Origin of the sequence: Photobacterium jeanii, from assembly GCF_001650345.1 — a bacterium.
Classification (GTDB): Bacteria; Pseudomonadota; Gammaproteobacteria; order Enterobacterales; family Vibrionaceae; genus Photobacterium; species Photobacterium jeanii.
The window spans coordinates 221012-245395 of record NZ_LVHF01000012.1; the positions used below are offsets into that span (position 1 = coordinate 221012).

General features: G+C 43.2%; 23 protein-coding genes. 12 read left to right on the forward strand and 11 right to left on the reverse strand.

Annotated features, from left to right (window positions below):
- Positions 1 to 85: 85 nt before the first annotated feature.
- Complete coding sequence (locus A3K86_RS02400; RefSeq protein ID WP_068330134.1) at positions 86 to 1918, reverse strand: ABC transporter ATP-binding protein; 1833 nt, start codon at positions 1916 to 1918, stop codon at positions 86 to 88.
- An 84-nt stretch (positions 1919 to 2002) separates the two neighbouring features.
- On the opposite strand from A3K86_RS02400, the gene A3K86_RS02405 reads away from it, so the two are divergent.
- From A3K86_RS02405 to A3K86_RS02445, 9 genes are all read left to right on the forward strand, one after another.
- Positions 2003 to 2461 (forward strand): GAF domain-containing protein, encoded by a 459-nt coding sequence (locus A3K86_RS02405; RefSeq protein ID WP_068327142.1) that lies wholly within the window; start codon positions 2003 to 2005, stop codon positions 2459 to 2461.
- A 111-nt stretch (positions 2462 to 2572) separates the two neighbouring features.
- A complete protein-coding gene (proQ, locus tag A3K86_RS02410) occupies positions 2573 to 3217 on the forward strand; it encodes an RNA chaperone ProQ (protein ID WP_068327147.1) in 645 nt (214 codons plus the stop codon).
- Between the two features lie 17 nt (positions 3218 to 3234).
- Entirely contained in the window at positions 3235 to 5235 is a 2001-nt protein-coding gene (gene prc / locus A3K86_RS02415; RefSeq protein WP_068327150.1) for a carboxy terminal-processing peptidase, read from the forward strand.
- A 172-nt stretch (positions 5236 to 5407) separates the two neighbouring features.
- Complete coding sequence (locus A3K86_RS02420; protein WP_068327153.1) at positions 5408 to 6073, forward strand: lipocalin-like domain-containing protein; 666 nt, start codon at positions 5408 to 5410, stop codon at positions 6071 to 6073.
- A gap of 170 nt (positions 6074 to 6243) precedes the next feature.
- Positions 6244 to 7008 carry a GntR family transcriptional regulator gene (locus A3K86_RS02425; RefSeq protein WP_068327156.1) on the forward strand — a complete coding sequence of 255 codons (765 nt, stop codon included), beginning with the start codon at positions 6244 to 6246 and terminating at the stop codon, positions 7006 to 7008.
- Between the two features lie 22 nt (positions 7009 to 7030).
- Positions 7031 to 7912: a methylisocitrate lyase gene (gene prpB, locus A3K86_RS02430; protein WP_068327159.1), complete on the forward strand. Its 882-nt coding sequence runs from the start codon at positions 7031 to 7033 to the stop codon at positions 7910 to 7912.
- Positions 7913 to 8006: 94 nt separating this feature from the next.
- A complete protein-coding gene (prpC, locus tag A3K86_RS02435; RefSeq protein ID WP_068327163.1) occupies positions 8007 to 9167 on the forward strand; it encodes a bifunctional 2-methylcitrate synthase/citrate synthase in 1161 nt (386 codons plus the stop codon).
- A 47-nt stretch (positions 9168 to 9214) separates the two neighbouring features.
- Entirely contained in the window at positions 9215 to 10666 is a 1452-nt protein-coding gene (locus tag A3K86_RS02440; RefSeq protein ID WP_068327166.1) for a bifunctional 2-methylcitrate dehydratase/aconitate hydratase, read from the forward strand.
- 228 nt (positions 10667 to 10894) lie between these two features.
- A complete protein-coding gene (locus A3K86_RS02445; protein WP_107270201.1) occupies positions 10895 to 11641 on the forward strand; it encodes a hypothetical protein in 747 nt (248 codons plus the stop codon).
- 107 nt (positions 11642 to 11748) lie between these two features.
- Here A3K86_RS02445 and A3K86_RS02450 read toward each other — a convergent pair whose 3' ends face one another.
- Positions 11749 to 12231 (reverse strand): hypothetical protein, encoded by a 483-nt coding sequence (locus tag A3K86_RS02450; protein WP_068327172.1) that lies wholly within the window; start codon positions 12229 to 12231, stop codon positions 11749 to 11751.
- Entirely contained in the window at positions 12228 to 12614 is a 387-nt protein-coding gene (locus A3K86_RS02455) for a DUF805 domain-containing protein (RefSeq protein ID WP_332310114.1), read from the reverse strand. The genes A3K86_RS02450 and A3K86_RS02455 overlap by 4 nt, the downstream gene beginning before the upstream one ends.
- Positions 12615 to 12750: 136 nt before the next feature.
- Between A3K86_RS02455 and A3K86_RS02460 the strand changes: the two genes are divergently transcribed.
- Positions 12751 to 13815, forward strand: a complete 1065-nt coding sequence (locus tag A3K86_RS02460; protein ID WP_068327177.1) for a helix-turn-helix domain-containing protein — start codon at positions 12751 to 12753, stop codon at positions 13813 to 13815.
- Between the two features lie 51 nt (positions 13816 to 13866).
- On the opposite strand, the gene A3K86_RS02465 is transcribed toward A3K86_RS02460, so the two are convergent.
- The 5 genes from A3K86_RS02465 to A3K86_RS02485 form a co-directional block, all read right to left on the reverse strand.
- On the reverse strand, positions 13867 to 15438 hold the full coding sequence (locus tag A3K86_RS02465; RefSeq protein ID WP_068327180.1) for an ATP-binding cassette domain-containing protein: 1572 nt from the start codon (positions 15436 to 15438) through the stop codon (positions 13867 to 13869).
- Between the two features lie 417 nt (positions 15439 to 15855).
- Positions 15856 to 16056, reverse strand: coding sequence for a Sec-independent protein translocase family protein (locus A3K86_RS02470; protein ID WP_068327183.1), 201 nt, complete (start codon positions 16054 to 16056; stop codon positions 15856 to 15858).
- 108 nt (positions 16057 to 16164) lie between these two features.
- Positions 16165 to 16950, reverse strand: coding sequence for a twin-arginine translocase subunit TatC (gene tatC, locus A3K86_RS02475; RefSeq protein WP_068327186.1), 786 nt, complete (start codon positions 16948 to 16950; stop codon positions 16165 to 16167).
- An 80-nt stretch (positions 16951 to 17030) separates the two neighbouring features.
- Positions 17031 to 17228 (reverse strand): twin-arginine translocase TatA/TatE family subunit, encoded by a 198-nt coding sequence (gene tatA, locus A3K86_RS02480; RefSeq protein ID WP_068327189.1) that lies wholly within the window; start codon positions 17226 to 17228, stop codon positions 17031 to 17033.
- A 440-nt stretch (positions 17229 to 17668) separates the two neighbouring features.
- Positions 17669 to 18808 (reverse strand): dimethylarginine dimethylaminohydrolase family protein, encoded by a 1140-nt coding sequence (locus A3K86_RS02485; protein WP_068327192.1) that lies wholly within the window; start codon positions 18806 to 18808, stop codon positions 17669 to 17671.
- 176 nt (positions 18809 to 18984) lie between these two features.
- Between A3K86_RS02485 and A3K86_RS02490 the strand changes: the two genes are divergently transcribed.
- Positions 18985 to 19866 (forward strand): LysR family transcriptional regulator, encoded by an 882-nt coding sequence (locus A3K86_RS02490; RefSeq protein ID WP_068327197.1) that lies wholly within the window; start codon positions 18985 to 18987, stop codon positions 19864 to 19866.
- Between the two features lie 140 nt (positions 19867 to 20006).
- Here A3K86_RS02490 and A3K86_RS02495 read toward each other — a convergent pair whose 3' ends face one another.
- Both A3K86_RS02495 and A3K86_RS02500 read right to left on the reverse strand, forming a co-directional pair.
- The gene (locus A3K86_RS02495) at positions 20007 to 20924 is read right to left on the reverse strand and encodes a transporter (protein ID WP_068327200.1); all 918 of its coding nucleotides are present in this window, start codon (positions 20922 to 20924) and stop codon (positions 20007 to 20009) included.
- A gap of 171 nt (positions 20925 to 21095) precedes the next feature.
- On the reverse strand, positions 21096 to 22238 hold the full coding sequence (locus A3K86_RS02500) for a hypothetical protein (protein ID WP_068327203.1): 1143 nt from the start codon (positions 22236 to 22238) through the stop codon (positions 21096 to 21098).
- A 121-nt stretch (positions 22239 to 22359) separates the two neighbouring features.
- Here A3K86_RS02500 and A3K86_RS02505 point away from each other — a divergent pair, with 121 nt between their 5' ends.
- Positions 22360 to 23253 carry a LysR family transcriptional regulator gene (locus A3K86_RS02505; protein WP_068327206.1) on the forward strand — a complete coding sequence of 298 codons (894 nt, stop codon included), beginning with the start codon at positions 22360 to 22362 and terminating at the stop codon, positions 23251 to 23253.
- A gap of 162 nt (positions 23254 to 23415) precedes the next feature.
- Here the strand turns inward: A3K86_RS02505 and A3K86_RS02510 are convergent, their stop codons facing one another.
- Complete coding sequence (locus A3K86_RS02510; RefSeq protein ID WP_068327209.1) at positions 23416 to 24246, reverse strand: DUF4344 domain-containing metallopeptidase; 831 nt, start codon at positions 24244 to 24246, stop codon at positions 23416 to 23418.
- Between the last annotated feature and the right edge of the window lie 138 nt (positions 24247 to 24384).

The following is a 24384-nucleotide window of genomic DNA, read 5'->3' on the forward strand; positions in this document are numbered from 1 at the left end:
CTTTGCTAGCTCATACTGAGCAAAGCATGAGTTGTTCATGAATAAAAGAACCGCTGCATGATGCAGCGGCTAAACGAACACTATATTATTTTACGTCGGCTCTGGCTATAGTTAGCGGCGGAATATCGACACTAGGTTGACGATTTGGTGTCTGAATTGACCCGTACAAGGTTTGATATAGTCCTTCTTCTTGTACTAACTCATCGTGCGTACCAGTTTGACTGAGTTTTCCATCCTCAAGTACGTAGATAATATCCGCTTGTTTCACTGCCGATAAACGGTGAGCCACAATCAAGGTTGTCTTATCTTTTAAGAATAAGTTCAACGCTGTATGAAGGGCTGCTTCCGTTGCCGTATCCAGTGCTGAAGTTGCTTCATCTAAAATGACGAATTCTGGATTAGCTAAAATCATTCGGGCAATTGCTAAACGTTGTCGTTGACCACCTGAAAGGCGGATACCTTGACGTCCGATCTCAGTATCTAAACCATCGGTTAGACGCTTGGTGACATCGGTCAGCTGAGCAATTTCTAATGCTTGCCATAGGGCATCATCATCGAAGTCTGCGCCTAAAGTGAGATTATGCCTTAAGGTGTCATTAAATAGAACGGGCTGCTGTAACACCACGGCCATTTTTTCGCGTAGTGCCTCGTAACTTACATCTTCTATCTTCTCACCGTTGATGCGAATGTTGCCAGAAGCTTTCTGATAAATCCCCAACAACAGCTGAATCAAAGTAGATTTACCACCGCCAGAAGCACCGACTAGCGCGACGCGTTTGCCAGCAGGGATCGATAAGCTAAGTCCGCGTAGCACTTCTTTATCATCGTCATAAGAGAAGTGAACATTTTCAACATCAATGCTGAGTGCATGGTTAGGCTTAAATGGGTTAACCGTGGCAACAGGGCGAACCTCTTCTTCTAGCGCCATTAAGCCGTTCAAACGTTGCATCGCAGCCGAAGCGCTATACCACGCAAATTGGATACCGAGCAGTTCTTGAACTGGACTTAGCATGAACCATAAGTAGCCAAATACTGCAAACATTTGACCTATGGTTAAATCACTGAAGATCACCATGAGCATGGCCGCTGCGCGGAAAAGCTCAAAGCCAACTAGAAATAATAGGAAGGAAATGCGGCCCGCAGCTTCTGATTGCCAAGCGTATTTATCCGCACTGGTGCGGATATCCTTGGCATTTGATTTTAGCTGAGTGAGAAACTCACGTTCACGGTTAGCAGCACGTAATTGGTATAAGCCATCCAAGGTTTCGACTAAGCGTTGTTGGAACTTCTCAAACGCTTGGTTTTCCATCTTCTTAAGGTTCTTAACGCGACTGCCCATTAGGCGAGATGCGTAAACCACCACAGGGTTGACCAGTAAGATGAATAAGCCCAGCTCCCAGTTAAGCCACAATAGGATAGAGGCTGTACCAATGACGGTTAACAGACTGATTAAGAAACGACTAAGTGTATCACCAACGAACTTATCAATAGTTTCGATGTCAGTGATAAGGTGAGATGTAATACCACCGCTGCCACGTTCTTCGTATTGACGCATGCTAATACGACCTAATTTGTCGATTAAACGTTGGCGTAATAAATAGGTGATATCTTTAGCGACCAAGGTAAATTGGCGGCTTTGTAGAATGTTTAACGCTTGGCTGATGATGCGCATAAGCACCACCATCACCAATACAAGTACGATGTAGGCAGTCGCCCCTTGAAGTGAACTCGGCAAGAAGGTGTTTAAGAAGGCAATGCCGTCGGCTGGTTTATCAAGCAGCACTTCATCTACCATCAGCGGCATCAATAGCGGGATAGGGACGCTAACCAGTGTCGCTATGATTGCGATGATATTGGCAGTAATTAACCGTGGTCGGTGACGTTTTGCTTGCTTTAGTAGCCAAGACCAGTTAATCATTTGATTTGCAGAATCTTTCACTTTGATAATGATTCCTATTATTAACAAGGTGCGCCATTCTAGCGGCTAAACAAGGAGTAGGCTATGGAAAATAAACTTGCGTTTTATGAGCGCATTACGAAACAGGCTGTTGCCATCATTGAAGATGAATCCGATCTCATTGCTAACCTTTCTAATATTAGTGCTTTACTCAATATGGAGTTAGAGGATATTAATTGGGTCGGCTTTTATCTGCTGAAAGGCGAACAATTGGTTCTAGGACCATTTCAAGGCAAGGTCGCTTGCGTGCGCATTCCCGTAGGGCGAGGTGTATGCGGTACTGCGATTGCCGAAGATGCTGTACAGCGTGTCGAAGATGTTCACCAGTTCGCTGGTCATATTGCCTGTGATGTCGCAAGCAATTCTGAGATAGTGATCCCATTCCGAGTTGGCGGTGAATTGTACGGTGTACTTGATATCGACAGCCCTAGCTTGTCAAGATTTGACCAATTTGATGAACAGGGGCTGATTTCTTTGGTTGAAGGGCTACAAAAACACCTCTAATTTAATGCTTTCGGTGGTTTTTCAACTTTAGGTAACTATAATAGCCCCAACTATTTCTTTTTGAACAAAGTACTAACAGCGAGACAGTCTCGCTTTATGTCAGGAAAATCCATGGAAAACTCTGAAAAGTTAACGAACAGTAAAGAAGTAATTGCATACATTGCTGAGCGTTTCCCTAAATGTTTCTCTGTTGAAGGTGAAGCTAAGCCTCTTAAAATCGGTATCTTCCAAGATCTCGCTGAGCGTCTTAGTGATGACCCTAAAGTAAGCAAAACATTGTTGCGTACAGCTCTTCGTCAATACACTTCTTCCTGGCGTTACCTTCACGGTGCAAAACCTGGCGCTAACCGCGTAGACCTAGATGGCAACGATTGTGGTGAGCTAGAGCAAGAGCACATTGAACATGCTCAAAAAACGCTAGAAGAAAGCAAAGCAAAAGTACGTGCTCGTCGTAAAGAGCAAGCAGTTGCTAAAGCATCTGCTGCGAAAGAAGGTGCAGCTAAAGCGAAAAAAAATCGCACTAATTCAGCTAAACCAAAGAACACTAAACAAAAAACGACTAAGCTAGATAAAAAGCCTGCTGAATCTACTCGTGTTCTAGAAGCTAACGAAGTTGTTGTTGGCAAAGACGTAAACGTGAACATGGGTTCAGGTAACATGCCGGCGACAATCGTTGAAATCAATAAGGACGATGTGCGTGTACGTTTAAGTAATGGTCTAACTATGGCTGTTAAAGCGGAGCACCTGCGTTCGTAAAGGAGAATGCTCGACGTATGAAATGTCGATTCCGTTTCTCACTGATCGCTGCCGGCATGATGCTGGCAGCATCAGCGCAAGCCCTAGAGGCTAAATACTCGTTAAGTGACTTGCCGCAGTTAGCCGCAGAAAAGCAACATGCAACCGCATCCAAGCGTATCGCATCACGTTTCACGCGTTCTCACTACAAGCAATTTGCACTTGATGATCAATTCTCAGCTGACATGTTTGACCGTTACGTCAAAATGTTAGACTTCAACCGCAGCTTCCTTACTCAATCTGATATTAAGTCGTTTGAGAAGTGGGAAACTGAGTTTGATGACCAGCTTAAATCCGGCGACTCATCCGCTGCATTCTCTATTTTCAATACCACTTTACAACGTCGATTTGATCGCTATCAGTACGCTTTAACACTGCTCGACAAAGAAATCACTTTCGATGCCGATGAAGACATTGTTATTGACCGTTCTGAATTACCGTGGGCAAAAGACCGTAACGCGTTGAATGAAATTTGGCGTAAGCGTGTTAAATACGATGCGTTGAATCTCAAGCTTGCTGGTAAAGAGTGGAAAGAAATTAAAGAAACACTGGGTAAGCGTTACAACAATGCGTTGAAACGTTTAACACAGTCGCACAGCGAAGACGTATTCCAAATTTACATGAATGCGTTTGCGCGTGAAGTTGATCCGCACACTAGCTACTTGTCACCGCGTAATGCGGAACAGTTCCAGTCTGAAATGAACTTGTCGTTAGAAGGCATCGGTGCCGTGCTCCAAGTGGTAGACGATTACACGGTAATTCGTTCACTTGTTGCTGGTGGGCCGGCTTCTGCGTCGAAGAAACTGACAGCTGGTGACCGTATTATCGGGGTAGGGCAAGAAGGTAAAGAAATCGTCGACGTTATCGGCTGGCGATTAGACGATGTAGTACAGCTAATTAAAGGCCCTAAGGGCAGTAAGGTTGTATTACAGATTTTGCCTGAAAGCAAAAACGCTAAAAGTTACGATGTCACAATTACACGCGACAAGATCCGTCTTGAAGATCGTGCCGTAAAATCGGAAGTGAAAGTGAAAGGCGGTAAGAAAATTGGTGTGATTGAAGTACCAAGTTTCTACGTCGGCTTAGCGGAAGACACCAAGAAAGAGTTGGCTAAATTAAATGACCAACAAGTTGACGGTGTTGTGATTGACCTTCGTAACAACGGCGGTGGTGCGTTAACAGAAGCGACAGCGCTGACAGGATTGTTTATTGAAGGCGGTCCGGTTGTACAAGTGCGTGATAGTTATGGTCGCGTGAAAGTGAATGGTGATTCTGATGATCGCGTTTACTTTGATGGTCCATTATCTGTACTGATCAACCGTTACAGTGCATCGGCATCTGAAATCTTTGCAGCAGCAATGCAAGATTACGGTCGCGCAGTGGTATTAGGTGAGCAGTCATTTGGTAAAGGCACAGTGCAGCAGCACCGTTCGCTCAACCATATCTATGATTTGTTCGATAAGCCATTGGGTCATGTACAGTACACAATTCAGAAGTTCTACCGCATTAATGGTGGCAGTACTCAGAATCTAGGTGTTGTGCCTGATATTCGCTTCCCAACTGCGATTGATCCTGCTGATACAGGTGAAAGCGTTGAAGATAATGCATTGCCATGGGATAGCATTAAACCTGCGGGTTACCAGAAAGTAGATAACTTCTCTGCAGTGCTACCTTCGCTAACGAAGAACCATGACAAGCGTATCAACAAAGACATGGAGTTTGGCTTCATTCTTGAAGATATTGCGAAGTATCAAGCTGAAAAAGATATCAAGACAATTTCTCTTAACGAGAAAAAACGTATTGCAGAACAAGACCAAGATGAAGCTGATCGTCTGGCTCGTTTGAACAAACGTCAAAAAGCCTTGGGTAAGAAGCCTTTTGCTACCATCGATGATGTGCCAAAAGACTATGAAGCACCTGATGCTTATCTTGATGAAGCTGTAGCAATTACTGTGGATATGACTAATAGCCAAAGTTAATTGCGATAATTAGCAAATGAAGAATCAAAAACGGCACTGAATTCAGTGCCGTTTTTTTGTTTCAAAGATGAGATAGCGTCAACTAAGTTGTGATTTATCTCAAATTTTGATGCTCGACTCCGCAAAGACGACTAGGGTTTTAAGTAGGCGTTCGTTTTTATGAGGTCGGGCTATGAAAGTATTTCTTATTGTAATTGCTTTTGTGTTTGGTGGCTGGAGTGTACAAGCTTCTGCCGATAAGCTCACAGAGTTCGACTACCCATTATTGTTAGGTGATTGGTATTGGTTTAGTGCCAATGATGAAGGGATTGAAAGCGAAGGCGAAACCTACACAGCCATGAACATCAAGTTCAAATCTAACTATGATTTCGTGGTGCGTTTGCTGCGTGCTGATGGCTCAGTCGATCAGTGGAAAGGCAAGTACGATATAGATGAAACCAACATTACTTTCCACTCAAGTGACCAGCCTGAGCAACTTCATACCTACATGCTAAGTTACAACCAATTCATTCTTGATGGCGCTCGCTTTACCAAATTGGCACCCGAAAACCTACCGGGTCAATGGCACGCTTCGCGTATTTCAGGTACTGACGTTGATGATCACATCACGGGGTTGTCTATCTTGTTACGTCCAGATTTCTTGTTCTCTGCGCAAGTGAAGGGCAGCAATGGCAAAATGAAAGAGCACCGTGGCATTTACTATATTGAAGACGACAGCATAGTGTTGTTGTACGAAGACGGTTTGCAAGAAAACCAGTTCAAGTTAGGTTCCGATAATACTTTAACCCTGACCAACCAGCAGTTTGGGATGGAAGCGATTATGCAGCGTGAGTATTGAGATGTAATTCAGACCGATAAGAGCTTTACGTTCTTCTATTTTGAAACCGAAGATCATTGATGATCTTCGGTTTTTTTGTACCTCTGAACCTGGGTTGTCGACAACAAAAGTGCAATTATTAAATTTTTGTTGTCTATTTTATTGATATATCCAATATTGCTGACTATTGTTTGAACAATAAATGCTCAATTGTTGACAATGAGGTTTTAGACGTGAGTAACAAGGTTAAGGAACTAACCAAGTCAGAAGATTTAACAGAGCGCTTAGTTGAAGCGATTGTAACGGGTGAATATATTGCGGGAAGTAAGTTGTCTGAAACCGAGTTAGCGCAACGTTTTGGGGTCAGTCGAGGACCGCTGCGTGAAGCTTTGATGCGGGTTGAGTCACTTAACTTGATTGAACGTGTACCGCATGTTGGAACGCGGGTGGTGAGTTTGAGCAGCGCGCATCTAGTCGAAATATACGCAGTGCGTGAAGCTCTAGAAGGCATGGCTGCTCGGCTGGCTTGTTTACATATCACCGCTCAGGAGTTACTAGGTTTAGAGCAATTGTTGACAACCCACCAACAGCACATTGAACAAGTCGATGGCGCTTCTTACTTCCATCAGCATGGCGACTTTGATTTTCACTATCGCATTATCAAAGCCAGTAAAAATAGCAAACTGATCCAGCTGCTATGCGATGAGCTTTATCACCTTCTACGTATGTACCGTTATCAATCGCCACGTTCGCATTCTCGCCCTCATCAAGCGCTTCAAGAGCACGCTCAAATTCTTACAGCAATCCGTGAACGTGATGCTGAGTTAGCGGAACTTCTGATGCGCCGTCATATCATGCGTAGTCGTTTACTGCTAGAGCAACAATTAATCGAAGATGGTAATAACCTGAACGACGGTGAAGAAAAGCCCAGAAACAAAATATGGAAAAGGGCATAGAAAATGACAAGGAGAAAGTCTCATGACCCCGGGAAAGCGATTTCGACTCGCGGTAACTGAAAACACCCCATTGCAGATAGTGGGAACCATTAACCCCTATTGCGCCATGATGGCTGAGCAAGTCGGGCATCAAGCGATTTATCTTTCAGGCGGTGGAATTGCCAATGCCTCTTATGGTTTACCTGATTTGGGGATCACCACATTAAACGATGTGTTAGAAGATGTTCGCCGCGTTACTGCTGCGAGCCGTTTACCTTTGTTGGTGGATATTGATACCGGCTTTGGTGGCGCTTTTAATATTGCTCGCACCATCAAAGAGATTGAAAAAGCAGGAGCGGCTGCTGTTCATATTGAAGACCAAGTGGCGGAAAAGCGCTGTGGTCATCGGCCGAACAAAGCCATCGTCAGCCAGAGCGAAATGGTTGATAGGATCAAAGCTTGTGTCGATGCCAAAGTCGACTCTGACTTTGTGATCATGGCGCGTACCGATGCGCTTGCTGTGGAAGGGATGGATGCAGCGATAGAGCGAGCAATAGCCTGCGTTGAAGCCGGAGCCGATATGATTTTTCCCGAGGCGATCAACACATTAGAGCAGTACCAAACCTTTGCCGCAGCGGTTGATGTGCCTATCTTGGCGAACATTACTGAATTTGGTCAAACGCCACTGTTTTCTTGCCAAGAGTTAGCTGAAAGTGGGGTTGATATGGTGCTCTACCCATTAAGTGCATTTCGTGCCATGAATCAAGCGGCTTTGAATGTGTATCAACATTTAAAAGCCGATGGTCATCAGCGACAAGTCGTCGACAGTATGCAAACCCGAGAAGATTTATATCAATTCTTGGGCTATCACCAATATGAACAAACCTTAGATAAGTTGTTTGCTCAAAACCAATCTAAGAGTTAACCAAAGAGCTGAATCGAATAACTAAACCGATAGCAAGGCGAGTGTTGTACCTACTATATAAATAATTCAATAACGTGATGAAAAGGAGTCTGCTATGACTGTGTTAGCCGTAGCTGATCAAGAAAAGGAAAACCAAACTTTAGGTGGCGCAGGATTACGAGGTCAAAGCGCAGGTGTTACAGCGATCTGTACCGTGGGGAAAACGGGCACCGGATTGACTTACCGAGGCTATGACATCAGTGATCTTGCCCATCATGCAGAGTTTGAAGAAGTTGCGTACTTATTATTGAAGGGCAAGCTACCAACTCAGGCGGAGTTAGAGGCATATAAGCAGGTATTGATTGCTAAACGGGGTTTACCGGCAGCACTGAAAACAGTGTTAGAGGCGATTCCTGCCGACGCTCACCCAATGGATGTGATGCGAACGGGCTGCTCAATGTTAGGGAACTTAGATCAAGAACATGATTTCAGTCAGCAGCAGGATAAGACCGATACTTTATTGGCAATGTTTCCCGCCATCATTTGCTACTGGTATCGCTATAGCCACGATGGACTAAGGATAGACACGGAATCGAGTAAAGAACCATGTATCGGCGGTTATTTCTTAGAGATGCTCACCGGGCGAAGACCAAGCCCGCTTCATAAGAAAGTGATGCACTGCTCTTTAGTGTTGTATGCCGAGCACGAATTTAATGCATCCACCTTTGCGGGACGTGTATGCGCCTCGACCTTATCAGATTTACATTCTTGCGTGACGGCTGCAATTGGCACACTGCGAGGTCCACTTCACGGTGGCGCAAATGAAGCAGCGATGGATATGATTTCGCAATGGTTTAGCCCAGATGAAGCTGAGCAGGGCATTATGTTCATGTTGGATAATAAAGAAAAAATTATGGGTTTTGGTCATGCCGTTTATCGGGAGTCAGATCCTCGTAATGCCTTAATCAAAGAGTGGGCTAAGCAGCTGTCAGAGGATGTGAAAGATCGTCACTTATATGCCGTTTCTGAGCGTGTCGAGCAGGTGTTAAAACGTGAAAAAGGGCTATTTGCAAATGCCGATTTCTTTCACGCATCGGCTTATCACTTCATGGGGATCCCGACCAAACTTTTCACGCCGATTTTTGTGATGAGTCGTTTAACTGGGTGGGCTGCACATATTTTTGAGCAGCGTGAACATAATCGAATCATCCGTCCGAGTGCTGATTATGATGGCCCTGATCATCAAGACTGGCTACCAATCGACGAGCGTCAGTGAATCAATAAATAACAGTGACTTATCTTAACGAATAGAAAGGAATCATGATGAGTTTGAATGTGGATATGAATGAGCGTCCAGCGCCGGATGAGCTGTTAGTTGAAATTGCAGATTATGTCGATAGTTATGAAATTCATTCGGCTGAAGCTTATAACACAGCAAGAAATTGTTTGATGGATACCCTAGGTTGCGGGTTATTGGCGCTACGTTTTCCTGAATGTACCAAACACCTTGGCCCCATTGTGCCGGGCACCACGGTACAGCATGGTGCGCGAGTACCAGGGACGTCGCATGAATTAGACCCAGTAACAGCAGCGTTTAATATTGGCTGTATCATTCGTTGGTTGGATTACAACGATACATGGTTAGCCGCAGAGTGGGGGCATCCATCAGATAACTTGGGCGGCATTTTAGCAACGGCAGATTACCTCAGTCGTGTCGCGGTATCGCAAGGCAAAGCTCCGCTGGCTATGCGTGATGTGTTAACTGCAATGATCAAAGCGCACGAGATCCAAGGCGTATTAGCACTTGAAAATAGCTATAACCGCGTCGGCTTAGATCATGTGTTACTAGTGCGGGTAGCATCGACGGCTGTGGTCACTAAAATGTTGGGTGGCAGTCGTGAACAGATAATTGATGCGCTATCGCAAGCTTGGGTCGATGGTTGTGCAATGCGAACTTACCGCCATGCACCGAATGCTGGTTCTCGTAAATCGTGGGCGGCGGGGGATGCAACTGCTCGTGCGGTTCGACTAGCCATGATCACCATGAAAGGTGAGATGGGTTTACCGTCGGTATTAACTGCACCTGCGTGGGGATTTTACGATGTTTTATTTGATGGTCAGCCATTTAAAGTGAACCAAGCTTTTTCATCATACGTGATGGAAAACGTGCTGTTCAAAATTTCTTTCCCTGCTGAGTTTCATGCTCAAACCGCCGTGGAATGTGCCGTCCAACTTCATGCGCAAGTGAAAGATCGCCTAGAAGAAATAGAGCGCATCGAAGTGACAACCCATGAGTCTGCTATACGTATTATTTCAAAAGTTGGTGAGCTCGCTAACCCCGCTGATCGCGACCATTGTTTGCAGTATATGATTGCGGTTCCCATGATTTATGGTGATTTAGTCGCCGAGCATTATGAAGATGCTTTCCACCATGCCGATAATCGCATTGATGCACTACGCGACAAAATGGTGATTCAAGAAGATAAGCGTTATAGCGCGGAATACTTGGAAGAAGACAAACGCTCGATTGCCAACGCGATTCAAGTGTTTTTCACTGATGGTACTCAAACTGAAAAAGTTGCGGTGGAATACCCAATTGGACACCGACGCCGTCGTGAAGAAGGTATTTCAGTGCTTGAGCGTAAGTTTATGGCGAACCTTAATACCCGTTTCCCAGCGGCAAAAAGCCAAGCCATTTATGAGTTATGTTGTGATCAAGCCAAGTTAGAAGCAACGCCCGTTCATGAGTTTATGGCGTTTATGGTGATTAATTAGCACACTTAATTCTGGTGCCCACTAAGTACTGACTGTTTTAGTGGGCATTCGCTGTTTCCTCCATTGTTTCTAACTTTCTTGTTTTATTCGACTTTTTGTGAGGATTCTATGGTTGCACTCTTTGAATAAACCTTTTAGTTAAGCTAATAGCCGCTAATTTCAGGCACCTTTACTCGTTATTTATACTTTGCCTTTTAAAATAGAAAACGACGGTAGAGAATGATGAGAGTGTCAACGTTAGCTTCAGTATTAGCAGTTGGAGTGTTGAGCGCAACACCATGTTTTGCGGATAGTGTGTGGGTTGGCACATTAGGTTTCGAACATGCTAAGACAGTAACTGCAAAAAGCAAAAAAGAAGTTCAACAGCTTGAGACGATTTTGCATGGCGCTAATATCGACCTCCTTGGGCTTAAATTTGAAAATACAACGGCGGCTAAGTGGAATCGGGAAGGGCAGATTACTGTTGCACGAAACTGGGCATACGGGTATTGGGATGATAACTTTGGTTTATCTTTAGATTTAATCAAAGGTGATTGGCGCGGGAGTGGTGCGAACATTGGTGCTTTGGGTTTAGCATACAAAGATTGTTGGGGGGATTTATGTCTACGAGTGAATCCGACGTTAGCACATATTCAAGTTAAAAAAACATCGGCGGTTAATACCACAGACACAGGCGCCCAACTTAATCTTAAAATGAACTATCAAGTTTTAGATAGCATCAACTTAGGTTTTCATCCACAGTACGCATATTGGCGTTCAGAAGCTTTAGGGTCAACTCTTAAACTCGACTTCAATGCCACAATGGATCTAACGGAAGATAAACGCCACAAGCTGACTCTGATGCATGAAGCTTTCGTAGTTAATAATCGCGCGACAGATATGAAAACTCGTTTTGTCGGTGAAGGTACACCTTTATCAGGATATGTACCGGGTACAGAAGCAACTTATAAACTGCGTTATTCCTATATTTTCTAAATTTAGAGAGTTTAACTTTTTAAAAACATTGTTTAGAACGGAGTCAGCGAGGTAAATATTTGTCGCTGACTTTCGAATGAGATCCTGCTCCTTCACTAACGCATAGATTAATGACAAACAACGTTTTGCTCATCTTTTAGAAACCAAGAAATCCACTTTCGTTTGGAATTTAGGATGAAGCCTTCTTTAACGTTGATTCCATTGGTTATTAATCCGTCAATGTTTTCATCATACTGTTTCGTGGTGAAATGCCACTCTTCACTATTTATTCGCTTCCCTTGAATAAGAGCGTCATTGAGACGTTGACTCACAACGACGATAGCTAGACCTTTAGTTTGACTTATATTCAAATCTGGCTCAGAGATACGACCTACTGCAACTGGTACCTTTAAAGTACATGACTTCCCATCTTGATGAGTAAATGAGTAGATTGCATCTCCGACTCGACCTTTAAGCCAAAGAAGCTGCCCTTGAGTCATACTATCGACAGACAGAACTCCAAAACTACCTGGGGGAGATATAGTTGAGGCCCAACTATATACAGAGACAAAAATTGATAAAAACATAGGTAAAATGATGACTTTTTTCATGCGATTGCCTTCCCATCGTGGTGAGTATTGGTCGATTGAACCAATAAATATATCAACCAAAATGGTCCTACTATTGGTATGAAAAAGATCAGTCCCCAATAGCCAGATTTGTTGATATCGTGCAGTCTACGGATAATTACGGAAAGCATAGGGATTAAACTTACAACGCTATAAGCCGTGTCGAACCATGTAGTCATATTCATAGCAATATCTGCGGTAATGCATCCTATCGCCACCAATGTATGTACTAAAAGAAACATCCAACATTCTTTACGAGACGAATAACCAGAAAAGTCTAAACTGCGCTTCCAGGCTAAAAAATAGTATTTCATTAATGCCACCTCAATATTTGATTGATGGTGATATTCTGCAACGGAACACATGGAGCATACGTCTCAAAACAGGTTTTAGGTCGTTCTAAAACGAGTTTTAGTTTATGTTGAGTTTTCAATTATATTTCATCGAGTTATTCTTGATATTCCTGTATTAAAGAGCTCATTAACTAATCTAGGACTTGCTATGCTTGCAATACCTGTTCCTTTCGTTGTTTCCATGTTACTTGGACTACTTGCGATAACACTTTATGTCCAGTTATCCCAACAAGGTAAAGTCGCTAGTATGTTTTTAGGGTTATGTGCTGTGACTACCTCAGTGGTTGGTTTACGCTGGACCTTTGGACTTGGCGTTTTCAGTATCGTGCAACCTATTCTGGCTTCCACAATTCCTATTGCTGCGTGGTATGCGTTTACACATGCAAATCGTGGTTTAGGGTTCTTGCCGGTTAAGCATTTCATTGCACCATTACTGGTTGTTATTAGCTCTGTAACTCAATCATGGTTGGCACTTCCATTAGATGTACTACTTACCTTGATTTATGTTAGTTATGGCATTGCATTAATTCGTTTTTCGTCAAAAGAAACAGCACTGATTAATGTTTCGCTAGGGAATTGGGAAGGAGTAAAGAAAGCAGAGAATATTGCTGGATGGATGCTGATATTCTCAGCATGTGTAGATACGCTGATGTCGCTAGATTTTACTTTTAATCAAGGTGGATTTTCACTATATATCCTTACTGCGGCACATTTGATTCTTTTCCCCGTGTTATCGATAGCTGTTGTTGTTGTTGGTATTAATACCCCTGTTTCAGATGAGTTAAAATCTAGACAAATTAACCGCTCTAGTGATGAGGCAGCTAGTTCCCAGATAATGACCAGTGAGAGGGCTCATGAGATCACTTCTCTGTTAGATACAAAAATCCGACAAGACTTACTTTACTTAGACCCTGAGCTAACTCTTTCTAAACTTACACGAAAGTTAGGTATACCAGCGAAACAAATTTCAATTGCAGTTAACCAAGTCTACGAACAAAATATTTCTAAGATTATTAATGGATATCGTATAGAGCATGCCAAACACTCTTTGTCTACTTCAAAAGACACAATTACACAAATATTCATGAATTCTGGTTTTCAGACCAAGTCTAACTTTAATCGCGAGTTTTCAAGAATCGTAGGAATGACACCGAGTGAATACCGTAAAAGTAGATCTCTGTATTTAAAGTCGGAATTGTCCAAGAACGACTAACAATAAAGCAGAGTAGGTAAGCTGCTCTGCTTTATTGATGATATTGACTTATTACCCCATATTGAATTGGCGATTACAGCCAGACTCTATAGCAAAGTCTTGATCATGGGTGATAAGAACGAATCCTCCTTGATAATGACTTAAAGCGTGCGCAAGCATGATTTTTGAATCGAGATCCAAATGGTTATCTGGCTCATCAAGCAGCAGTAAAGGTTGATTGAGCTGGTGGCTGGCAATGACCATAGCTAGTTTCATTTTTTCACCGCCACTGAGCATGCCTCCCATACGGAATACGTCTTCACGACGAAAGCCTATCCCCGCGAGTAAGGTTCGCGCATCCTTTTCTTTCATTCCTTTGCAGTGCAACATCAGGTTATTAAGGATTGATAGCGCATCACGAACAATGCCGAAATGCTGGTCGAGATAATACAGTGGGGTGCTTACTTGTATTTCACCTTTATTTAGTAAGTGGTTGCCGAGTAGTGTTTTCAGTAGGGTTGATTTACCGCAACCATTTTGCCCTGTTAGGTGCAGCTTGTCGTTTGCATTGATTTGTAATGAAATGGGTCGGGCGTTGCCGTATAAAAGTACGCCTTCAAGAATTGAAATGACTTTACGCGAACGCGTTTGATTGTCAGTTATATAGAGTTTTTGCTGTTTCAGTTGCTCGTGTTTGGATTTCACCGATTGTTCTTTTTTATCTAAATGTGATTGCCTGAGTAGAGCGTTCTTGTTGCGGTTCGAAATTCGATCTTCAGCGCTTTCTTTTTTACCATCGAGTAGCATTTTGGGCTGACTGTTATCTTTGCGTAATTTGTTCCCTTGTGAGGCTCTTTGTTCTGCTTTCTCTTTATTTCGCTGCGCTTGCTCCTTGAGTCGTTTCTTTTGTTTTGTAACCTGTGTTAACTGCCTCTCAACAGATTGTATTTCAGTGCTTTTCTGCTCGGCGTAGAAATCATAATTGCCGCCGTAAACTTGCAACCCAAGGCTGGATAGTTCCCAGATTTCTTCCATTTCACGCAGCAGTTCTCGGTCGTGGCTAATGAGTAAAATTGAACCTTCAAAGGCTTTGATTGATTCAATGAGCCATTGTTTTGCATGAGCATCAAGGTGGTTGGATGGCTCGTCGAGAACTAGCAGTTCAACATTCTGCTCGAATAGCTGCCACAATTGTAAACGCGCTAACTGTCCGCCACTGAGTTGAGCGCAAGGAAAGTATGGATCTTGCGGTAACCCCATCATTTCAAGCTGGTGGTTTAACTGGCTAGCTATATGCCAATCATCTCCAACTATATCGAACCACTTGCTTGCGCAATCACCCGCGGCAATGTGGTTAAGTGCTTCAAGCGTTTGTTCTTTTCTTAAAAACTGCGCAATAGAGTATGCCGAAGAAAGTAAGTTTGATGGCTGTTGCTGATAAGCAGCAAAGGATGTGGGCGGTGTTACAACTCCGCTCGATGGTGTTATTTCTCCTAGCAGAATTGAAGAAAGAATCGTTTTGCCGACACCATTCTTTCCAACTAATCCAACACGACGCTTGTTCATTGTTAGCGATAGATGTTCGAAAAGACGTTCGCCGTTATCGAACTGATGACTGATATTGCAAGCCTTTAATACTGGCATAATTTGCCTCCTGTATCGCAGGGACAACAGCCGTAGCAGCACAAAGTGCTATGAATAATGAACGATACAACGATACAAAAACACAACAGCAGAAACGCGAGTTGTATTAACAAATTGCTATCGAACAGAAATATCGGAGAGTGAGCTACGCCTACTAACCCTGTAGTTCCAAAAATGTAGATAAATGGATGACAGGCTTAGTTGTTCATATCGGCGTAATCTCCTGAAGAAGTGATTTGGAGAGTGTAACTAGCTTTGACTGAAAATTGCAAGCGACCTCTGTCACAGCTTGTTGCTGTTAAGCTTTTCTTGAAACGAGTCACGATAACGCCACTAGGTAGTGTGCTCTTATCGTGACTCTCTGGTTACTTTTCATAAATTAATTATGTCGCCTGTAGTTATTTTCTTAATCCTAAATTATTTTTTATTGTCTTCAACGCTCGCTTCAATATCCTCTAATTCTTTGTTTAGTTGACTACTTACCTCAACTGACATGTCTTTTACTTTTTTGATGCCGTTTAATATTGAGCGAATGGCCTTCGTCATTTGTTGCGGGCCCATGATGACCAGAGTAACAACGGCAATCATACCCATTTCCCAAAAACCAATATCGAACATAATTTTATCCTCTCAATTTCAATTTTTGTGCTCTCACAGTCTGTAGAAGTACGATGTTGATATGCTGCTACATACAGTGAGTGGTGATGTTTATAAGTTCATCGTGCATTAATGGTTAGTTTCATATAACGATGGGTGGTTCTCGCGGAGGTTTTCATTGTTTTGAATATCGGCTTTATTTGGTTTATAGAATCGCGCCATTACAAGTCCTGCTTCGAACAGTAACCACATCGGTAGGGCCAGAAGAGTTTGCGAAATAACATCTGGAGGTGTGAGTAACATTCCCACCACAAACACACCGACAATTACATGCGAACGCTTGTTAGCCAGAGATTGTGGCGAGCTCATACCACTCCAGCACATAAGTAGCGTTGCCACTGGAATTTGGAATGCCAAGCCAAAGGCAAAGAACAACTTGAGAACAAAACTCAGGTAACTGGAGATATCCGTCGCGATACTGACGCCTTCAGGTGCGACTGTGGCAAAAAAAGCAAACGCCAATGGGAATACCACGTAATAAGCAAATGCAGCGCCTAGGTAGAACAGTGCTGCGGAGCCAAAAATGAGCGGGATAAGCATGCGTCGTTCATTTTTATACAGACCAGGTGCAATAAACGCCCATACTTGCGATAACCAGTAAGGCACTGTGGCGAATACCGCGGTCACAATCGTTAACTTAATAGGGGTAAAAAACGGAGCTGCCACATCAGTAGCAATCATCGCTCCACCTTCGGGTAAGACCGCAAGCAGAGGTTGTGCTACGAACGAATAGATATCATTAGCGAAATACACTAAGGCAAGAAACGCCACTAAAATAGCGGCAACAGAGCGCAATAATCTATCACGCAGTTCTAGTAGATGACCAATTAAAGGTTGGGAGTGGGTTATGCTCATCGTCTATTACCTCAATTCATGGATAACAGACTTCCTTGTCTAAATCAGCTTCCTGCAGATTCGTTGAAGAATGTGGGATATTAAGACTTCGCTTCGTCTCTAGGCTGAATAGCTACGTCTGAGGTTGGCTTTTTGTCGTTGTCGTCTTTCATTGCTGACTTGAAGCCGTTAATTGCGGTGCCTACATCGCCACCCAGAGTGCGCAGACGCTTAGTGCCAAATAGTAACGCTACGATGATTGCGATGATTGCGAGTTGCCAAATACTAATTCCAGCCATGATAGTGCCTCTTATTGATACTAAATAATTAAACAGTAAGTCGACTATCCCTACGACTCTTGGGATGTGCGTTTACTATAAGGGTCTGTGTGTGAATGAAGAAGTCAGTTACTTTCAGTTAATTCGAAGGTTGGTTTTTTGTTGAAGTAAAACAACTGGTTACTGAGATGTTTATGGGGGCGTGTGGTGTTTTTATAGTGCAGGTTATTGCTGCTGGTTATGTGTATTGTTAATTAAGATAAAGAGAAGGTTCACTATAGGGCTCAATGGCTTGGCACTAGCATTCTTAGAATGCCTAAATACAAGCCAGAGGAAAGGCTTACTGAGGGAGTGCGAAATCACTAGGGGCTCTCAATTGAGGAAAGTGCGGTTATGTAGCAGCTGGATTAGAGGTAAAACAAGACCCCACAGAGTGGGGTCTTAGGAGAAAATCTTTGTTGTTATGCAGTCACTGGTTCACGACGAATTGGTTGTGAAGAGCAGCGTAGTGCACCACCGATTGAGCTTGGCATGTCGTATGGCACTTCAATCACTTTGTGACCACGCTTACGTACTTCAGCAATAATACGCTCATGGCGTGAGTCCATAATTACCGTGTTTTCATCCAAAGGTAGGCCATTAGTGCCTAACCAGAACGCTTCTTCTTCAGTAACGTCAATCCACTCAATACCATCTAGACTCTTTGGCAAGTCGCTTAGAATCCACTTGCGGCAAATCAAACCAAGCTTAGGGCTTAGCAGTGACATTGCGCAGTCTAGATGCAGAGCATTGGTGTGTAGCTTAAGTCCGTGAACTTTATACTCATCCCCCAACACTTGTTGAGCAAATGCAACTGCATTTTCGTTAGAACCGTGGCCAATGCCTTGATAGATATTGAAGCCATCTACTAGGAAATCACCGCCATCAATTAGGATGCTGTTTTTCTCTGCCAGCTCTTGAACTTCGACATTGTCAGTAAAAGTTTCTAGCGATGCTTGCGGTGCAGATACATAGTTACCTTGACCTGCTAGCATGATTGGCACATACACCTCGCCCCCCATATATTGCTGCTTACGCTTAAACGGCATGCGTAGTGACGATACCATCGCAGTATTACCTGCGGTGCACCACATGTCACGTGGCCAAATTTGGTCGTGGCTGTCGTTTAGGTAGTTGCCATCTTTGTCATTGAACTGTTTTAGGCGAATGACTTTAATACCCTGGTCTTGCAATGTTTTTGCGTAGTTCTCGATTTGATCGCACAGTTTTGTGTACGTCTCTTCTCCGTAGGCTTCTAGCCAGGTTTTTCCGCTATTATCACGAACCCATTGAGCTGTCTCTGGCTTTAGGAAAGGTGCCATGTTGTGCTCAAAACCATCTTCATAGTTTGGGATCTTCGAATCCGGTGCTGGCGGGTTGCCGATGATGACTTCCGTCAGTTTGCCATACTCGTGAGTCACGTGTAGACGTTTTGTTGGGTCGACAGAGCTTTTACTGCCGTTTGAGGCCAGAGCGGTTGGAGCCAAAGTGGCCGTAGCTGCAAGAGCCGCGGCTCCACCTGATAGTTTGAAAAAGTCACGACGGTTAAGTGAGTTTGTCATAGTGCGTCTCCTGTTGAGGTAATCTGTGTTGACGAGACGCAGTATCTATCAGAATCTTGAAAAGATAGAGTCAGGTATATTCAGTATTATTTACACTTTGCCAGTCGACTGGGTAACGTAATTGACTAAAATGATGTAGACCCCCATGCTAAGTACAGTTAAAAGCTGAGGTAAATATGTTTTCAATTGAACAAGTTAAAGTATTTGTTGCATCAGCCGAGCTAGGTTCTTTTTCTGCTGCGGCTCGTAGTGTGGGCAAAAGCCACAGCTCGATAAGTATGGCAATTACAAGCTTGGAAGATGAACTTGGTGTTGAGTTATTTGACCGTAGTACCAAGATGCCAACGTTAACTGAAGACGGTGAGCGCTTTTATGAGCAGTCATTATTGTTACTTCGTCAGATAGAGCGCATGCATGCCTCGGCACAAAGTTCATTGAATAACGTCGAAAAGAAGCTTCGTATTGGGCTAGGGGAGATGGTGCCCTTTGCATTAATAGAGAGCTTGTTAGAGAAAACGGCAGATAGCTACCCGCACACTAAACTGGGTGTTTATAGAGGGGAGTATCCTTGGCTGATAGAGCAATTGCAGCAAGGAGAATTGGATATCGTTATTGCTGCAAATGCTGAGACGGCACCAATAGCAATAGATTTCTATGCAATATTGGAGATCGAGTTTGTGTGTGTGTGTTCTCCCGATTCCCCTTTGGCTGATATGCCTATTGTCGAAAATGAAGTCTTATTAGCGACTCGTCAGTTAGCTTGTGTAAACATGTTAAATAATCCTGTATTGAAAGCATATGCGTCAGTATCGCCAGAAATATGGGAAATGACAGATCAGGACGACATGATTAAGTTGGTTGAACAAGGGGTTGGTTGGGCCGCAGTACCGAAAGTGATAGCGGAAGAGCGTTTAGCGTTGGGAACGTTAAAGATTTTCAAGCCAGAGTTTAGCCATACTAAGCAAACAATCCTTATTGATATGCTTGTGTCATCTTCTCATCAACAAGGGCCTGTTCAACAGTTTTTGATGAAAGAGCTCAAGTCTTTGAATGAGTAGCTGGTGCATTAGCTTCACGTATGAGGTAAAGCGTTGCTCAAAGTAGTGCTTCCAAAGTTCAAATTGAAAAGCCTGCTTTGATGCAGGCTTTTCAAGATTACATTTGTAAATTTAGCAATTAAGTTTCGTTAAGCTCAGCGTTAGAACTTGTGCGCTAAGCTAACGAACGCTCTCACACCGTGCATGTGATTAGAACGCGATGGTTCCGTAAACAGTCTGACGCTCAAACTAGAGTTGATAGCCTTGATTGGTGTACCAAATTCTATTCCAACACCAGTCAGATTTGAGCGATAGTAGCCTAGACGTTCCCCCTTATCGTTATGACCAGCATCATTTGTTAAATGACCCACATGGTAAGCGTAACCACCCAAGTTCATACCGTTATCAAATCGATGTTGAAGGGAGCCTTCAATGTAACCGATAGTGCCTGGCTTCATATCGTGACCACTACGCAAATCCTTTGTTCTGTACTCAATGTTTGAAGCAAAGTTTGCTTGCCAGTTTTTATTGATGTTCCATGTTGCTTGACCACCTATTTGGTGCACATCGTAGGTTTTGTCTGTATTTGTGTTTCCAGATTTTAAACCCAAGCGAAACGTATAGTTAGCCGCCAGATGCCAATCGTCACCAACGGTCCAATTTAGTTTGATTGGTGTCACCCAAGGGCTGCGACTGACATCTAACAATTTACCGTTCAAATCTCGGTCTGAACCTCCCGGATACAAACCACCAGAGACAAGCGTTGCGCCAAAGCTATATTTACCACCGAGTAGCTCTAAATCGGTATTGTAATGCAGAGTGCCTAAAAGCACCTGTAAACTTACATCTCTTGGCACATCCTGACCATTAGCATCAATTCCTTTGATTTTGTAGTTACCATACGTAAGTGCACTTACTAAGCCTTTTCCGGCATATACAGCAGCATTAGCCGTTGCGTTAAATCCCGGTTGGTTAGCTGTCATTTCTGGAGCAACATAAGTGTCTGCTAATGTTTGAGCAGTAGCTAATAGCCCGAGTGCAGTCGTCGCGAGTTGGCGAGTAATTGTTGAACGTAGCATTTGAAATTGATCCTAAGTGAATTGAGAGTAGGATTGTCAATCAGCTTTAACTCATATCGAAATCAGTTGATTTCAATTCTTCTGAAAGGTCGTTGGAGTGAGCAGTATTGCTAATGACGATAGAAGTGCCCTGCCAATTGCAGGGCTGATAGGTTGCTTGCTCGCTAAGAATTAACCTTCACGGAAAATTGGTTGGGTGTTGCAGCGCAGGGAGCCACCAATTTTACCAACTTCGTAGTAAGGGAAGTCATAGATAGTGAGTTCTGGTCGTGCTGCTTTGATAGCTTCACGCAGACGTTTTGCTTCAGTTGCCATGACAAGTTCAGTCGGGCTGATGGCGATGAAGTTTGCCAACTTAAGGTGGGCTTCTTCCGCGGTCATTGGGATCCACTGTTTATTGCGTAGTGGCTCTGGAAGTCCCTCGATACCGCCAACAATGTCTTCTTCAAGGATCACACCCCAGTCACCAAACGCGTTCATCAAACAATCTAGATGTTGATGAGGGAACTTGTCTGTTTTGATCTTTATTTCATGTACTTTCCACTCAGGGTAAGCGTTGCGCATCCACTGGATACCCAGCTCATTGGATGCCTTACCTGAGTTGCCCACATAGATATGACCGTGGTCAATCATGACATCGCCACCCTCAATCAATGGCTCTAGGTCATGATCGTGGTTGTAGGTGTCTAATGGTTGTGGCATTGACTTGATGTCGGTACCGTTACGCATTAGTTCCATAGTGACATAACGAACAGCGTGTTTGTTGCGGCCACGTTCTGGTGTCATGAAGGCCGTTTCGAATAAAGTGTTGCCTACAGAAACTTGGCCATCTCGACAATAGGTATCGACATTCATAACACTCATGTTGTTGTAGTTATTAATCATGTCGTTAGTGTGGTCCGCTGGACGGTGGACAACTATGCCTTTGCTTTCCAGAAAACTCACGACATTTTCGATTTGAGAATGTGCCTTTGCAAACCACTCGGGGTTAGCTTCTGAGAAAAGCTTACCACCATGTTTTTTTAGCATGTTAACTGTAGCTTCACCGGCAAAATCCCAGATAGGGTCATATTCAGGTAGTATCAAGTTATCAACGCGACCAAACAATACTTCACGTAGTTTGCCATCTTCAGAATACACATTGATGCTTTTCATTGGGCCCTGATAAGCCGCATTGTTTCCGCTAAAGTCCTTTTTAGCCGTCGCAGCGTTTGCCACACCAGATAAGGCTAAAGCGCCTGTTGAAGCTACACCTGCTACTGCTGCTGTACTGCCTGCTAGTTTGAAAAAATCGCGACGGTTAAATGATTTCATAATTGCCTCGTTAATCTATCGGTTTTGAAAGTTGTAGTAGGGCTTGCTTGCCTTGAGATAGATAATGCTCTCAATTTAATCTAAGATTAAGTCAGGAAGTTTCGAAAATTTGGGAAGGTGTATGTATCACTTGGATCAATTAATAGCTTTAGTTACGGCTGTTGAAGCCGGTTCATTTTCCGCCGCAGGACGCCAATTAGGTAAAGGCCACAGTACGATCAGTACTTCCATCAATAATTTTGAGCTTACTTTAGATGTTCAATTGTTCGACAGAAGCCAGAAGTACCCAGTGTTGACACCTATTGGGGAGCAAATATACGCACAAGCCAAGTTGATATTGAGACAAAATGAAAGAATGATGGCGTTCTCTGCGAGTAAAGCAAAATTTGAAGAAGAGTCTTTAGAGATAGGCCTTGATACTATTATGCCCTTCGGGTATTTCGAAGTTGAGCTGGAAAAGCTAGCAGCCGAATATCCTCATACAGAAATTCATGTATCACGTTCTCGTGGTGATTCGCTGCAACATCAATTGGTATCTGGTGAGCTCGATCTAGCTATTCAGTTGAACCGAGGTGCAGTAACAGAAAGTGTTGACTTCGTTGATTTACAGCCAGTGATTTTTGATTGTGTTTGTTCTCCCGATTCAGAGTTAGCCGATATGACGGTGGTTGATAGTGAGACTTTAATGATGACTCGCCAAATCTGTAGTCGCGATATGCTTGAGAATCCTTTGACTGGAATTAAAGCAAAATTTTCGAATGAGATATGGACTGCTGCTGATATGCATGACGTCGCAAGAATGGTGGAGCAAGACCTAGGTTGGGCTTATTTGCCAAGAGAAATTACTCAAGAACGAGTGGCAATGGGGACATTATCCAATTTTATTACAGACTATAATCCTGACAATATTCCTGCCCGTTGTGAAGTCGACTTACTAACTGCTCCAGGTAAAGTAAATGGTCCTGCATTATCACGTTTTATCGATCTCCTAAGGGGGAAGTCTGTAACCAAGTAACGACATTAAAAGGGCTAAATATAGCTTGGTTAATGATATTAACGCATTGTGATTTTTAAATTGCTATCCCATATTTATCCAAGGCAAAGTCACGAGAGTGCCACTAGCTAGTGTGCTCTTATCGTGACTCTCTGGTTGATGTGTTTGGCGGAGTGTCTTCGCTTATTGTGAACTACCAGTTTCAGCCTCAGCTTCTTGATCTAACTGGGTAAAAAGTTGTTCAGCCGTCATATTATGGCTGTGTTTTGCTATTAGCGTGATCCATGCGGTTAACTGGCGGTAATGTTCATATTCACAGGCGGTGTCGCGTTCTTCTTCTAATTGCTCTTTGGTGAAGTTGTCGCGGAAGGCATCGATATCAGAGCCAAAAACTAGACATTGAATTGCGTAGTAACGTTGAGCGTCTAGACTATGCTCATCCCAAAAATGTCCTTCATCGAGTGATTCATTTTGCTCATCGGCAATAGCAAACCAGTCAGCGGCACTAATCGCTATTTCAGCGCCATCATCGTTAAAGTAGAGAAGTAGTATTGTTGCGAGATTATCAACTGCATCTTCTTCCTTGCCTAAAGTGATGATCTGGTAATTGTGTAAATAGGCGTGGCCATATTCATGAAACAAAATGAATTGAATTGCATCAAGTGTGGCTTGTAATGCAGTGCGTCCGGTTTTGTCGTAATTGTCGTCATCAAATAGCGTGAATGTTTCGCCAGCAAAATGGTAAGGCATCTGAATGGTATTGGTTTCTGGGTCGAATAAAGGCCCATCAATATTATCAGCCCACTGTAATGTGACATCTTGTTTTATCGGAGCAAGGTAATTGGCAAACTCTATAAAGTCTTGTGAGAGTGTTTTTATATCATTAAGGAAAAATTCGGGAATATCACTCTCTGTTTTTTCAAATTTAAGCGCGATTTTTGCTTGGGCTGAGAAACTGAAACTAAGTAAAAATATAATGAAATAGGAACTTAGGGTAGTGTGAATCCATTTCATAAATTGTCCTTTTATTTTTTACCAGATTAATGATCAAGCTGAAAGTTAGCCAATTCAGTATTACAAAACCTGACTCTCAATTCGAGTTGAGCGCTAGGATGAATTTGAGCTAGGTCTCATTTTTGATGGTTTTTGCCT